The organism is Orientia chuto str. Dubai (genome assembly GCF_000964595.1).
In the GTDB taxonomy this organism is placed as follows: Bacteria; Pseudomonadota; Alphaproteobacteria; order Rickettsiales; family Rickettsiaceae; genus Orientia; species Orientia mediorientalis.
The window spans coordinates 1-13,534 of record NZ_LANP01000004.1 but is presented as its reverse complement, the minus strand read 5'-3'; the positions used below and the strand labels follow the sequence as shown (position 1 = coordinate 13,534).

General features: G+C 28.5%; 16 protein-coding genes and 1 pseudogene. 8 read left to right on the top strand and 9 right to left on the bottom strand.

Features of this window, described 5'->3' with window-relative positions; translation table 11 throughout:
• Positions 1-2 precede the first annotated feature (2 nt).
• From mlaD to pgeF, 8 genes are all read right to left on the bottom strand, one after another.
• On the bottom strand, positions 3-488 hold the full coding sequence (gene mlaD / locus OCHUTO_RS00940; RefSeq protein WP_045797032.1) for an outer membrane lipid asymmetry maintenance protein MlaD: 486 nt from the start codon (positions 486-488) through the stop codon (positions 3-5).
• A complete protein-coding gene (locus tag OCHUTO_RS00935) occupies positions 478-834 on the bottom strand; it encodes an NADH-ubiquinone oxidoreductase subunit NDUFA12 family protein (RefSeq protein WP_232296907.1) in 357 nt (118 codons plus the stop codon). Before OCHUTO_RS00935 ends, mlaD begins: the two co-directional genes overlap by 11 nt.
• Positions 827-1,294, bottom strand: coding sequence for a ribonuclease HI (gene rnhA / locus OCHUTO_RS00930; RefSeq protein WP_045797003.1), 468 nt, complete (start codon positions 1,292-1,294; stop codon positions 827-829). Before rnhA ends, OCHUTO_RS00935 begins: the two co-directional genes overlap by 8 nt.
• 7 nt (positions 1,295-1,301) lie before the next feature.
• Positions 1,302-1,808, bottom strand: a complete 507-nt coding sequence (locus OCHUTO_RS00925; protein ID WP_045797002.1) for a ClpXP protease specificity-enhancing factor SspB — start codon at positions 1,806-1,808, stop codon at positions 1,302-1,304.
• A gap of 117 nt (positions 1,809-1,925) precedes the next feature.
• A complete protein-coding gene (locus OCHUTO_RS00920; protein ID WP_045797001.1) occupies positions 1,926-2,750 on the bottom strand; it encodes a DsbA family protein in 825 nt (274 codons plus the stop codon).
• Between the two features lie 78 nt (positions 2,751-2,828).
• The gene (gene fdxA / locus OCHUTO_RS00915) at positions 2,829-3,149 is read right to left on the bottom strand and encodes a ferredoxin FdxA (RefSeq protein WP_045797000.1); all 321 of its coding nucleotides are present in this window, start codon (positions 3,147-3,149) and stop codon (positions 2,829-2,831) included.
• Between the two features lie 5 nt (positions 3,150-3,154).
• Positions 3,155-3,865: a heme ABC transporter permease CcmC gene (gene ccmC, locus OCHUTO_RS00910; protein WP_045796999.1), complete on the bottom strand. Its 711-nt coding sequence runs from the start codon at positions 3,863-3,865 to the stop codon at positions 3,155-3,157.
• On the bottom strand, positions 3,858-4,586 hold the full coding sequence (gene pgeF, locus OCHUTO_RS00905) for a peptidoglycan editing factor PgeF (protein ID WP_045796998.1): 729 nt from the start codon (positions 4,584-4,586) through the stop codon (positions 3,858-3,860). The genes ccmC and pgeF overlap by 8 nt, the downstream gene beginning before the upstream one ends.
• Here pgeF and OCHUTO_RS00900 point away from each other — a divergent pair.
• Together OCHUTO_RS00900 and OCHUTO_RS06750 are read left to right on the top strand one after the other, a co-directional pair.
• Entirely contained in the window at positions 4,585-5,406 is an 822-nt protein-coding gene (locus tag OCHUTO_RS00900) for a type I glutamate--ammonia ligase (protein WP_045796997.1), read from the top strand. The two genes, pgeF and OCHUTO_RS00900, sit on opposite strands and share 2 nt — an antisense overlap.
• 231 nt (positions 5,407-5,637) lie before the next feature.
• Entirely contained in the window at positions 5,638-5,763 is a 126-nt protein-coding gene (locus OCHUTO_RS06750) for a hypothetical protein (RefSeq protein ID WP_269745470.1), read from the top strand.
• 158 nt (positions 5,764-5,921) lie between these two features.
• Here the strand turns inward: OCHUTO_RS06750 and OCHUTO_RS00895 are convergent, their stop codons facing one another.
• Positions 5,922-6,842, bottom strand: coding sequence for a S49 family peptidase (locus OCHUTO_RS00895; RefSeq protein ID WP_045796996.1), 921 nt, complete (start codon positions 6,840-6,842; stop codon positions 5,922-5,924).
• 286 nt (positions 6,843-7,128) lie between these two features.
• On the opposite strand from OCHUTO_RS00895, the gene miaB reads away from it, so the two are divergent.
• The 6 genes and pseudogenes from miaB (at position 7,129) to OCHUTO_RS00865 (ending at position 13,489) form a co-directional block, all read left to right on the top strand.
• Entirely contained in the window at positions 7,129-8,478 is a 1,350-nt protein-coding gene (miaB, locus tag OCHUTO_RS00890; protein WP_045796995.1) for a tRNA (N6-isopentenyl adenosine(37)-C2)-methylthiotransferase MiaB, read from the top strand.
• Positions 8,479-8,574: 96 nt separating this feature from the next.
• Entirely contained in the window at positions 8,575-9,411 is an 837-nt protein-coding gene (gene hemF / locus OCHUTO_RS00885; protein ID WP_045796994.1) for an oxygen-dependent coproporphyrinogen oxidase, read from the top strand.
• Positions 9,412-9,545: 134 nt separating this feature from the next.
• The gene (locus tag OCHUTO_RS00880) at positions 9,546-9,857 is read left to right on the top strand and encodes a DUF2610 domain-containing protein (RefSeq protein ID WP_045796993.1); all 312 of its coding nucleotides are present in this window, start codon (positions 9,546-9,548) and stop codon (positions 9,855-9,857) included.
• A 528-nt stretch (positions 9,858-10,385) separates the two neighbouring features.
• Positions 10,386-10,948 (top strand): annotated as a pseudogene (locus OCHUTO_RS05965) (DDE-type integrase/transposase/recombinase).
• A 309-nt stretch (positions 10,949-11,257) separates the two neighbouring features.
• Positions 11,258-12,160: a hypothetical protein gene (locus tag OCHUTO_RS00870; protein WP_045796992.1), complete on the top strand. Its 903-nt coding sequence runs from the start codon at positions 11,258-11,260 to the stop codon at positions 12,158-12,160.
• Positions 12,161-12,964: 804 nt separating this feature from the next.
• Positions 12,965-13,489, top strand: coding sequence for a sensor histidine kinase (locus OCHUTO_RS00865; protein ID WP_232296906.1), 525 nt, complete (start codon positions 12,965-12,967; stop codon positions 13,487-13,489).
• Positions 13,490-13,534: the final 45 nt, after the last annotated feature.

The window sequence follows — 13,534 nt, the reverse complement described above, 5'->3', positions numbered from 1 at the left end:
TTTTACTGCTTATTACTAAAAGGAATTTTAAAATAGTTATGTCCAAAAAGCTCAGAAAATACTTTACCAATCATTCTTTCAACATTTATAGCTGATTGAGTGAAATGAATTTCCCCTTTATCTGCAATATAACTTTCTCCTGTTCCAGGAAGAATAGTAATATACTTTTCTCCTAACAATCCTCGATTCATAATTATTGCTTGAGAATCATTAGGAAGATTTACATCAGCAGATAATTTTAATTCTACAGCTACATCAAATGATGATGGCATTAAAGTTAGCTTTTCAACTGTACCAATCTTAATACCAGATACTAGCACACTACTTCCTTTGTTTAATCCTTCAACATTTTGAAAAGTAGCATAGATAGTTTTAAATTTGTTATCCTTTGTGTAATCATTATATGATCTATAGCCAAAATATAGGCATAGCACTACGAATAGTAGTACAAAAAAGCCTGTAAATGTTTCTAAAAAACTATATTGCATTTTCATATTTTTTAGGTTGCCAAGACTGATAATCAGAAGATACATTTTGTCTTAAAAAGTTATTACCATTTTTTATCAATGGAGAATAAGCAAATTCAGTACCAGTCATATTTGGTATTCTATTAACTTGCCAATCATATTTTTTAAAACTTGATTGAGATGGAATATGATTACTCATATAATGCAGCCATTGATACCACTCGCAAGGTATTGAAGAAGGATCTTCTACACCATTAAAAATTACTATTCTTTTTTTATGCTTCAAAAAGCCAGTTTTTTTTAAAAAAAGGTAATACTTGTTGCCATATTGATCAATACCAACTAGCTTACTTGTATATTTAACCAATAAATTTCTTAATACTTTCATTTGCTATTGTTAGTGCTTTGATTTTTCCATTATTTGCTAATCTATCAGCAATTTCATTACCGATATTACCAGAATGACCTCTAACCCAATGCCAATTAATCTGATGATTTTGAGCTAAAGAATAAAGAGATTGCCACAAATTAACATTACAAACTGACTTCCAGTTATTTTTTATCCACTTTTCTATCCATTTAGTAATACCAACTTGTACATATTGACTATCAGTATATAGTTCTACTTTGCAGTGATACCTAAGTGTTTTTAATGCTTCTATTGCTGCTGTTAACTCCATTTTGTTGTTTGTAGTATTTATATCAAATCCATGAATTCTTTTTTCTTTATTTTTATAACTTAAATATGCTCCCCAACCTCCTGGGCCAGGATTACCACTACATGCTCCATCTGTATATATTTGAACTGAATTAGAAATATATAACATATAACTACTAATCGCTAGATCTTCGTCTGAAGCTATCTAAACTAACAACTTTATTTTCTATTGCATTTTTTTTATCTTTTAACTTGCCTTTAATAGATACTGGACTACTAGGCTGATTTTGATTTTTAGCATTACTTTTATGAAGCTGATTTTTATGCTTATTTACGTAGTAAATAAGCTTAATTCTTAGCTGAGCTACAGGATCAATAAACGTCATTATTGATTTCCAAGGAACAACGACTTCTTCAACTTTTCCGCTAAAGCTTAAACAAACTGAGAAAAAATCATGTTTAATTACTAAATTTGAAAATTGATGTTGTAATACAATAGTCATTTGCTCTGTATACTTAGTTCTTAAGTGCTCTGATATTTTCACGCCTGGAAATGTTGTACAAAATGATATATAAAAGTAATTATCTTCTAAATCTCCACTTGCAGAAACAAATTTAAGAGCTTGTTTAACAACATTTAACATTGACTGATCAACAAGCTCTTCGTAATTGATTTTTCCCATTATTACTTACCAAGATCACTACATTTAATATATTATTTAACCTATTAATCCTAATTCTATACTCATAAAATACTATGATTAATTCTAAAAATTGTCTATACCAATTTACTATTATTTCTATTGCTTGTATTCAATAGGACAAACAACAGCTTGATTATTTTTTTTCCTTTCTCTAGCTGCATCAATGCCGAGCTGTAATTTATCTACTAGTCCTGAATATACTTGACCATCAATTACTGTTAATGGCACACCATTTAAGCGACATTTTAAAGCTATATTATTAATTTCTGAAATTATGTTCTGTACATTAGAGCTATTAGTTAAATTGAGAACCTCATCAACATTGATTTGATATTCAACCAAAATACTTTCAATAGCTTGGGAAGTAATTTTAGTTAAGCTCATCATTTTATTATGAAACAAATCAAATTTACCTGGACTTACTTGATAAACTGCTAAAGCAACTCTAGCAGAATAATTTGATAATTCCCCTAGAATTGGTAATGGTAGCCATATAACCTTTATATCTTTATTTTTAGCAATTAGCTTATTAATTGAAACATTTAACTGTTTACAGTATTTACAATGATAATCATAAAAAATATTTACGATTATATCACCATTACCAATACTAGGTAATTTATGAGTATCATGTAAAATTTTTAGTTGCTCACTAATAACTTTAGAAAAAAGCTCTAGTTCTTGCTGTTGTTTTCTTTTTTGCATAGCATCAATAGATGCTACAATAACCTCAGGATGATCAAGAATATATTGTTTTATATGCTCATTGATTTTTTCAAGTGTTAAATCATTTGCTTGATGTGAAACTAGCTCTATTGTAGTTGAAGCATTTTCTAATAATTTTGCATATACTATACTACTGCATAGAATTAATACTACTACTGCAGTCACCGCCTTTTTATATATAGATAATATCATCATAATTATTACAAACTTAGTATTTTATTTATCAAAAATATCATCTCTTGTGCTTAAAACTAAGCATCATATTGATAATATTTATTTTGAAATACAATATTTCTCAAACTTATTAGTTTCATTTTTATATAAATCAGCTTGAGGTAGTGGTGCTTTTTTATGTAAAATTTGTGGCCATTTTTTAGAAAATTTCTGACCAAGCTCTATCCATTTAATCAACTCTTCTGCCTCTGGTTTTATAGCTTCTACTGGACACTCAATTTCACACACACCACAATCAATGCATTTTTCAGGATCAATAACAACCATAACCTCCCCTTCATGAAAACAGTCTACCGGGCAGACTTCTACGCAATCGGTATACTTGCATTTCACACAGACATCAGTAACAACATAAGTCATAATTATTACCTAAAGCTTATAGAATTAAATAACTTTAATTTAGTAAACAGTATATTAACTCTACAAATAATTACAATAATAAAATAGATTACAAATGCTATAAACATTATTATTAGCGGTTTTAACATTAAAACATGAATTGTAGGACCTCCAATTTTAAATACACTAGATTGTTGATGCAATGTGCTCCAAATATTTACTGAAAACTTAATAATAGGTATATTAATGATTCCAATTAGAGAAGTAACTGCTGCTGGTTTTTCACAGCGTAATATATTATCTCCTGCATTTACTACTATAATATAACTTAAATATAATAATAACAATATTAGCGTTGATGTTAGCCTAGCATCCCATACCCACAAAGTGCCCCATGTCATCTGTCCCCAAATTGATCCAGTAATCAATGTAATTGCTGTAAAACAGCAACCAACAGGGGCTGCTGAAATAGCGATTATATATAGCATTCTAATTTTCCAAACTATTGATCCAAAACTGCATAAAGCTATCAAAGTATATATTATTACTGCTAACCATGCTGATGGCACATGTATATACATTATTCTTACTAACTCTCCTTGCTGATAATCGATTGGAGAATTAAAAAGCGATAAATAAATACCATAGCTAAAAATAACTATAAATATAATTATCAAATAAGGTAATATTTGCCGAGATAACTGTAAAAAACACTTAGGATTAAGTAACTTAAGCATTATTCATTACTATAGTTGATAATATATGGTAGTTTATATGATGATCACGCCTATAGCTTGGATATAATTCTGGCAATGAGTAAGTGTCATCTTGATAAACCTTAACTATTTCAACATTTTCTTCTAATAATTTATCTTGCACAAAACCTACTAAGTTAAATAAAAATTTATTATTAAATTCTAATCGTTTAAAAAGATATTGATAATTATTACTCTCTTGCATAAAAGTATTATAGAAATGTTCATCAACTTCATAAGAGTTTTGTTGAATAGCTGGTCCAATTATAGATTTTATATTGATCATATTGTTTAAATTCCGCATTAAGGAAATAATATTCCTGATAATGTTAGCTTTAGCGCCACGCCAACCACAATGAGCTGCTCCAATCATTGTACCATTATCAGCAAACAATAATACTGGAACACAATCAGCTGTTTGAATACCTAATATTAGTTGTGGAAGATCAGTAACTATAGCATCAGCAATAGGTGCATAATCACTATAGCTTTTTGCATAATATACACTATTGCTATGCTTTTGATTTAAAACAATAAGCTCTTTTGCTGCAAAATAATTAATAACTAACTGCTTATTATTTGCTACTTGCTTAGAATCAATAGTTTTATTATTCTGAGGTGAAAGTAGATATACACCACTTGAGTGTATAAAACTTTTATCAAAGAACTTATACGAGATGTTATCAGGTATTAAATCTTGCATGCAGAATAATAATTTTCTTTTAAACCTATCAAATAATTTAAAAAAAGTAAATGCGCTAGAGAAATTGCAAAAAAAATTAGCACAAAATTTTAATTATAAGCTTAGGATTGGAGTAGAAATAGAATTTTACTTAGAGCCACAAGATATTCAACAAAAATTATATGCATATCTACAAGCTTATAATTTAAAGAAGGAAAGAGGATGTCATCAATATGAAATTGAAATTTCACCTACTGAAGATTTAACATATTTGGCTCAATTAATTAATGATATTATAACCAAAATTCAGCTATTAGCTCAATTATATAATGGAATATCAAAGTTTGATGCTAAGCCATATTTATTTGATTATGGTAATGCATTGCATTTTCACATTGAATTACTAGATTATAATAACTCAAACATCTTTGAACAAGATTGTAATATTCTAACCTTAATAATTAATAGTATTTGCCATTATATGAAGGAAACTTTTTTGGTATTTGTTCATCGTGAAGCGGATTTTCTAAGATTAAATAAAAACTTTATGGCTCCAACTCATATCTCTTATGGTGGTAATAATCGTACTGTTGCAATTAGAATTCCAAATAGTTTCCCCTTAAGAATAGAACATCGTTTAGCATCACCATTAATTTGCCATTATTTAGCCTTATACACCATATTGAGGTCAATATATCTTGGAATAAATATGCCCCAAACAATCAATCACTATGTTAAAGTCTATGGTAATGCTTATGATAGTCAATATAACTTAGAACCTTTGCCAACTGATCTTATTACTGCTACTCAATGTTTTAACATTGAATTCTTTAAAATATAAAAAGCAAATTTATTTTGCATAACATAAATATTAAGAAGCAGCTATATTCATAGCTAAAAATCAAGAAAATAGTTTACAAAGGATATAGAGATGTTCCATAGAAGATTTAAAAAATTTCTCAAAGAGAAAATATCTTATCCTTATCAAAAACTGAGATTACGAATATCGATAGTATGCCAATACTAGAAATATTCAATCAGAACAATACATCAATATAGCTATATCGGAAAGATGAAGGACGAATTATTACTAGCAATTGGTACTAATTTTGAAAACTTAACACAGGAAAAAAAGTATAAAAATGTGTTAGAACATTGGTGTTTATCAGGAATTGAATTTAAAATGGACACAACGTAATTAATATTTGTATCACTGCTACTGCTTAGATTTATAGATAAAAAATACCTTTGGATTCTTGTTCTTGTTACCACAATAACTAGTATTTTAACATTAAAATTCTATTACACAAATCTTAATGTTAATCAAAACCATAACTTTGTTGTTGTATTTGTTTATTAATGTAAATTATATCTATCTATAGATGCTTTTTGTTCAATGGTGTTTAATGTTTTTTGAACAATGCTTTCAGTGTTGAGATCTATTATTAACCCTAATCTTTTTTTGAGCCAACTTTGTTTAGCAGATACATATTCTATTTTGATTGAATCCCCATATTTAGTATCTAGAAAGCTATACATATCTTTTATGCCATCTATTAAACCATATTCTAAAGCTTGCTCTCCAGACCAAAATTCACCATTATAAATAATTTTATCTTCTTGAGTAATTTTATTTCCTCGCCTTGATTTTACATAATTTATGAAGTGATTATGTACTTGCTGCTGAAGATTTTTTATGATTTTTATATCGCTATCTTTTTCTGGCAGAAACGGATCTAATATAGATTTGTTACTGCCGCAAGTATAAACTCTACGCTTAATACCAAGCTTGCTTATTGCTTCATGTAAACCAAAGCCAGAAGAAATTACGCCTATGCTACCAATAATTGAACTTTTTGAGGCATAAATTTTCTTCCCAGCACATGCAAGCCAATACCCACCGGATGCAGCAACATCTTCAACGAAGCTATATACAGGTATGTTTTTTTGATCTGATAACTGAATAATTCTATTTGCTATTAATTCTGATTGTACTGGAGATCCACCAGGTGAATTTACTACTAAACATACAGCTGCTAATTTTTTAAATGAAAAAGCTTTTTCTATTACGGAATTTAATGCATGTAAAGTAAGACAAGGTTTTAAATTACTTATTTTTCCGATAATTCCAGTTAAATTAATAACTGATACTACACTTTTATTACTTAACAAACTACAATGTAAACAGGATAATAGTTGATCAATCTTACTTGCTGGTTGCCGTTGTGATATTGTCTTATCTAGAGCATTAGCATGATTTTTACTAATAATTCCCATATATACTCCTCCAAATTTTATATTAACTTAAATGACTGCATAATTTGCGCAATTTAAGACTGTAAAAGCTTGCATAACTGAACTACCATAAAACGCAACAGTGCTTAAGATGAAACAATAATATATTACCTTATAATTAACGCTATTTTAATGAAAAAACCTTGTATCTTAATGCTAAGGTAAGTATATTTTAAGATATAATGCAGTATTATGCATTAATTTATTTTTATAATCAAATAAAAATATATAAAAATAAATTTGAAATAACTTAGTATTTTAAAGCAATATGAATAAAAAGTTGTATATAAAAACATACGGCTGTCAAATGAATGTTTATGATTCTAATCGTATGGTAGATCTATTAGAAACCCAGGGGTATGATGTTGTTGCCAATATGGCAGATGCTAGCGTAATAATACTGAATACTTGCCATATAAGAGAAAAAGCTTCAGAGAAGATGTACTCTGAATTAGGTAGAATTAAAAAATTACAGCAAAATCAACTTAAAGCTGGCAAAAAAAAAGCTAAAATAATAGTAGCAGGATGTGTTGGACAAGCTGAAGGGGAGGAAATTTTTATTCGTGAGCCAGCAGTTGATATTATTGTTGGTCCTCAGTCATATTATAATTTACCTACTATGCTAAAAAAATTAGATGTAGAAAATCATCTAATTGATTTAGATTTTGTTGAAGCTGCTAAATTTGATATACTTCCTGAAGTTTCAAAATCACCAACTGTTAGCGGATTAGTATCGGTTCAAGAAGGATGTGATAAATTTTGCGCATTTTGTGTTGTACCTTATACTAGAGGTGCTGAGTTTTCAAGGCCTATGGAACAGGTATATCGTGAAGTTCTTAATATTGTTCAACAAGGTGCAAAAGAAATTACACTAGTAGGGCAAAATGTAAGCTCATATCATGGCAAAGATCAGAGTGGCAAAGAATGTAGTTTAGCAGATCTAATCAAGTATATTGCAAAAATAGACAAGATACAAAGAATTAGATATATTACTTCGCACCCTAATGATATGACTGATCAGTTACTGTCATTACATGCTACAGAAGAAAAGTTAATGCCATTTCTGCATTTGCCTATTCAGTCTGGTTCAAACAAAATACTAAAGTTAATGAACAGGCGATATAGTAGAGAGAAATATTTAGAAATCATTCAACAATTAAGAAAATTAAGACCTGATATAGTAATTTCTAGCGATATTATTGTAGGCTTTCCAGGAGAAGAAGATAAAGATTTCGAAGCAACTTTAAGTATTGCTAAGGAAGCACAGTTTGGGCAATGTTATTCTTTCAAGTATAGCCCTAGACCAGGCACTCCTGCAGCTGTTAAAGAGCAAATACCTGAAGAAATAAAACAACAGAGGCTCAGTATATTACAAACTCAGCTAATGCAACAGCAACTAGAGTGCAATCAAAAGTTGGTTGGTAAGATAGTGCCAGTGTTATTTAATCGTGATGGCAAATATGAAAATCAAATAATTGGAAAAACACCTTACATGCAATCTGTGTATACTAAGAATGAGAAAAGTAGCAACTTATATGGTAAGATAGCTAATGTAAAAATTTTGAGCGCTTCAGCATCTAGTCTATTTGGAGAAGTTTGTAGTAATAACATATTGTAAAATAAATTTACTTTAAATAATAATTTATTTATCAATTTTTATAAAAATAAGATATGGTACGTTAAAACTTAAATAACTCAGTCAAATTTTGCATTAATGCTTGAATATCAAGAAAAATGTTACCAATGGTTTAAGAGATTACAGGACAAGCTGATTAATTCATTTGAGTTAATAGAGCAATATTACGCATGTAGTCAAAAAGTAAAAGTAGCTAAATTTGTCCGCAGTAAATGGGATAGAATTGAAGGTGGAGGGGGGGAAATATCTATAATGAGAGGTAATGTATTCGCTAAAGTTGGAGTTAACATTTCAAAAGTGTATGGAAGCACACCAACAGCACTATGTGATATTATACCTAGAGTCGACGGCAGTTCTAATTTTTTTGCTACTGGAATTTCAGTAGTAGCTCATATGAAATCTCCTTTAGTTCCAGCTGTACACTTCAATACTAGATATTTACAAACTGAAAATTATTGGTTTGGTGGTGGAAGTGATTTAACACCATTATACCCTGATGATTTTGAAACTAAAAAATTTCATCAAGCTTTCAAATCAGTATGTGATAAGTATAATCCATTATATTATACAAAATTCAAAGCAGCATGTGACAGTTATTTTTATTTACCACATCGAAAAGAGTTTAGAGGAGTGGGAGGAATATTTTACGATTATCTAAATAGCAATGATTTTGATAATGATTTTAACTTTACTAAGAATGTTGGAGAAGCTTTTTTAGCTATTTATCCAGATATTGTGAAAAGTAAAATGTTTTTGCCATGGAGTAATAGCCAGTATGACGATTTATTAGTGAAACGTGGGAGATATGTAGAGTTTAATTTATTACATGATAGAGGTACTAAATTTGGATTAATGACTAATGGCAATATTGAAGCTATATTAATGTCTCTTCCTCCTGAGGTGAAATGGCCATAAATTACTATCAGACATCAAAAAATAAGAAATCTAAAGAGAGTATTTACTTATATTAGAAAAATAAATATGATACATCTACTATGAAAATTTAGATTATCATTAAAGCATTTAAAAATATATATAGCTAATTTAAAATGAAGAAACTTACAATTAATTGTAATTTTGGTGGCCAAATAGCTCCTTTTCAAGTAATGATAGGACAGCCAAAACCAGATCAACATCCTTTGCATTTTCAAGCAAATTGGTTATCAACTGAAAGAGGAGGAGTAATACCAGCAGAAGTAATGGAATCAATAACACAATTAGTAGAGTTATCAAAAAAGTATCAAGTACCTCTAGAAGAATTAGTAGTATATGCTTTAGGATCTGCTGCCAATGGTAATGCTACATCTACTGATAATAATACTCAAACTGACAAGGAAGGCACAGAAAATATAGCTACCTAATTATTACATGGTAAAGCAGTCTTAAATTAGTATAAATAACTAGAGAAAAATGCACTGGAGTATGAGAAGCTCTGCCTTTCTTCAAAAATATTTATACAAATCTAAAGCAAACTTTACTAACAATTGCTTAAATAATTTTGCTGTACCATATGTTTATAACAGTTTTTCGCATAATCAAGCTTAAATTATTAATCATAATAGCTTGTACTATTATGCCTAACAGGCATTTATCATGAGTTTAGCTGAAAAAATTGTTGAAAAGATAAGTTAATTACTTATGAGTAGTAGAGTATGTGTACTATGGGTATTACGAAAAAATTCGGTAAATTTATATTAAGATTAGTAGCAATAATTCATATGACACAATTATTCCTTCCAAAATTGGAACAACTATACCACGTAAGTGATATTTTCATCCTTCATACCTTTTGGATTTAAGATTTTAGAATTAACAGAAGAGTTCTATAGTATTGCCAAGTTATGTGATATAGAATATAAGTAGCTAAAAAAAAGATTTATGCCATTTTTATTTACCATATCCTAAGACACTTGAAGTATTTAAAAGGGTTTTGCTCATTACATGAAATAATAATATTATGATTATTTGTATATATGAAGTGCAGATTTTCATTAAGTTATATAGAACCTGAAGAGATGAAAAGTATAAGAGAAGCTAAAATAGATCATGCAACTTTTCAAAGATAGTTAAATTAATGTTTTCTCCTTTGGTAGATCAAGAGGTTGAGAAATATAAGAAAGCAATTGGAAATAGCTGGAGAATGGACTATACCTATTAATGGTACTATATAGAGCAATGACTCTTGGCAAGACTATCGAATTCTTAATGACTTTAATATACCTAAGAAACAAAAGATACAAATATTCCAAAATGAATATTCTGAACAATTTCATAGAGCAAGATCATAGATTTATTAAAAGATGAAACTAATGTTTGCTTTTAAGGGTCTTCATAGTGCTAAGATTACTATTACCGGTATAGAAAATATTAGTGTGATTCAAACAGGATAAATAGTTGGAGCTAATGATCATATATATACTTTGAGAATTTTAAAATGCTAATGGCAGCATAACATCTAAAATCTTAGATTTTGTGTAAATTAATAAATATGCTATACAGATGTGACAAAGCCTCAAGTTTCAAAATAACTAATTTTAAAAAGGTAATTGTTTTACTTAACTTGTAAGTTTTATTATACTTTGCTTTAAGTTATATAAATAAGCTACTATAAGATCTTCATTACTAATCATATAGCTTTTTTATTGCTTGATATTTTTGCCATATTGATTATTTATTATTGACATTAAATGTATAATTATGTTATCATTTATAAACAATAATTTATAAAAATTATAAAAACTTTAATATATAGTAACAAATTATGTTTGGAAATATATCTAGTAATATAACAAAGTCTTTCAGAGCACTTTATCAACCTATTTTAGAAGTAACAGGACTTGCTTCTAAAAACACAGTTTTTAAAAATACAACTTTAAAAAGTGCATATTTTAAAAATACAGTTTTAAACGGAGGGAAAAATGCTATTGATGCTTCACAGCTTGTTGTTGCTCAACAAGAAGTATTACCTAAACTAGTTAAATCAGCAAATCTTAAGCTCAAGGAAGTCATAGAATATAGAAGCAAATTATATGGAATTGTATCTGAGCAAAAAATGTCTGTACATGTTATTTTAAACGAATTAATAGATTCAAAAACAGTTATTATGCCTCCAGGACATGATCACATAGGAGAAGAAACAGATGCTCCACGTACAATAGCAGACAGTTTATCAACAGTACTTAATACTTTAAAAGTAAATGAAAAAATTTCTGATTTTCAAACTGCTATAATTCCTATACAACAATCCAATACATATTTTGGCCTTCAAAAGAGGCACTTTACTTGGCTTAAACTTGAAAAAAGTGAAATAAGTAACACAATTACAGCTACTCATTATGATTCTAAAGGATTAATTGTTGGATCATTATATTCATTAGATCCAATCAAAAAAGCAATACAAAACTGCTTTGATGGATATAGTATTAAATTTAATGCAATATATTCAGGGATGCAAGGCATGCTTGATGATATTAACTGTGGACGCTACACTTTTGATGGTATTAACAACTATGTTGACCAAGAAGGCTTTATTGAGGTAGATAAAGAAGATTCTAAAGGATATCATAATAATCATTATTCAAGTTGCAATAATAATGAAAGTATGGAATGTGCTACTGCATTTGCTGGTGATAGCTATGTAACAGTTAACAATAATTATGAGTAATATAATATTTAATTTAATATATTTTACAAAATATATCATAGAATCTCAGTCCTAGATTAGGAATTTAGAATTAATAGAAGAAAGTTTAATATGTTTAAGGCAATAAGCAAATAAAGCAGATAAATATATGAACGAAAGCATTTCACACATTGAGCGGTATCTTATATGTTTGAGCTCAAAAGAGTATTTATAACTTAACAAAATAAAGCTCCTCCGCCAGGTTTATAGTAATTTGGTCCTGAAGGACGATGCTATAATAATTTATTGATAATTATCATTTTACTACCAACCCAATAAGGAAAATACTTATTAGTAGTTGCTTCTGACAGAGAAGGTAATTTTGTTAGTAAAAATCTCTGCTATAAATTATAGCATAAAACAAGCCTTAATGCAGTAATAATCATTGTTACAAGCTTTTTATATGTGTTTTTACAACCATGAATGCGATAATTTCGCATCAGTGTTTAATATTATGAAAAATTTTTCAGAAATATTACAAAAAAGCATGTACTGATAAAAATCAAAATGCTACTGTATACCTGATGTTATCTGGTTTAGAGTCAGATAATATTCCTAGAGATTAAAAGCAATAAATTTTCAAGTTAAACTTTTAACCTCTAGCAAAACCATTTTAGAAATAAAATAGCAGGAGCATTCTATGCCTATAGAAGATGAAGGTCAAAACAAAATTAATCAATTAACTAAAAAATTAGCTATTGCATAGATTGGATACAACATTTTAGAAGAATAGTAAATAACTATAAAATAGGCAATGTAACAGCTTCTCTGAATAGCATAATTTTTTTGTTTAGACAATACATAGAATCAACGAACGTCAAGAGTGAAACATTTAGCATAAAAGCGCTAATAGATAATACTGTTAGCAAAATAAAACAAGACTTTGAAAATGAAGATATAGAGCTAAATATTCAAAATGATATACAGAATTTGGTCATTGGAGACAGTTTTAGAATAAAGGCAGTGCTAAGCCAGTTAATTGGTAGTGCAATTATAAACAGTATCAAAAACTGCAAGATTGCTATTAACGTTAATCAGAATTCAAAAATATTACAATTTACAGTACAAAATACATGCCTAAGCATTTCTAAAGAAAAATTACAAAGAATAAATGCTGAACTAGAGAATCAAGATTTAGAAATATATCGAGAACTAGGAGAAGGATTAGCATTTATCAAACATCTTACACATCAGATAAAAGGAAGTCTAAGAGTAACCGAACAGAGTAATTATATAACTTTTTTATTTGAAGTGCCAATCCCTTATAAATTAGGAAGCAAATATGAAAAACGAAAAGTATCAAAAAAATGAGGAATATATGAGAACAATATTATACGCATCCATTACTACAGCAAT

What these genes read in the sequence shown, in the direction of transcription:
- mlaD (WP_045797032.1), bottom strand. Translation starts at nt 488, where the DNA reads ATGCAATATAGTTTTTTAGAAACATTTACAGGCTTTTTTGTACTACTA.
- rnhA (WP_045797003.1), bottom strand. Translation starts at nt 1,294, where the DNA reads ATGTTATATATTTCTAATTCAGTTCAAATATATACAGATGGAGCATGT.
- OCHUTO_RS00925 (WP_045797002.1), bottom strand. Translation starts at nt 1,808, where the DNA reads ATGGGAAAAATCAATTACGAAGAGCTTGTTGATCAGTCAATGTTAAAT.
- OCHUTO_RS00920 (WP_045797001.1), bottom strand. Translation starts at nt 2,750, where the DNA reads ATGATGATATTATCTATATATAAAAAGGCGGTGACTGCAGTAGTAGTA.
- fdxA (WP_045797000.1), bottom strand. Translation starts at nt 3,149, where the DNA reads ATGACTTATGTTGTTACTGATGTCTGTGTGAAATGCAAGTATACCGAT.
- ccmC (WP_045796999.1), bottom strand. Translation starts at nt 3,865, where the DNA reads ATGCTTAAGTTACTTAATCCTAAGTGTTTTTTACAGTTATCTCGGCAA.
- OCHUTO_RS00900 (WP_045796997.1), top strand. Translation starts at nt 4,585, where the DNA reads ATGCAGAATAATAATTTTCTTTTAAACCTATCAAATAATTTAAAAAAA.
- pgeF (WP_045796998.1), bottom strand. Translation starts at nt 4,586, where the DNA reads ATGCAAGATTTAATACCTGATAACATCTCGTATAAGTTCTTTGATAAA.
- OCHUTO_RS06750 (WP_269745470.1), top strand. Translation starts at nt 5,638, where the DNA reads ATGAAGGACGAATTATTACTAGCAATTGGTACTAATTTTGAAAACTTA.
- OCHUTO_RS00895 (WP_045796996.1), bottom strand. Translation starts at nt 6,842, where the DNA reads ATGGGAATTATTAGTAAAAATCATGCTAATGCTCTAGATAAGACAATA.
- miaB (WP_045796995.1), top strand. Translation starts at nt 7,129, where the DNA reads ATGAATAAAAAGTTGTATATAAAAACATACGGCTGTCAAATGAATGTT.
- hemF (WP_045796994.1), top strand. Translation starts at nt 8,575, where the DNA reads ATGCTTGAATATCAAGAAAAATGTTACCAATGGTTTAAGAGATTACAG.
- OCHUTO_RS00880 (WP_045796993.1), top strand. Translation starts at nt 9,546, where the DNA reads ATGAAGAAACTTACAATTAATTGTAATTTTGGTGGCCAAATAGCTCCT.
- OCHUTO_RS00870 (WP_045796992.1), top strand. Translation starts at nt 11,258, where the DNA reads ATGTTTGGAAATATATCTAGTAATATAACAAAGTCTTTCAGAGCACTT.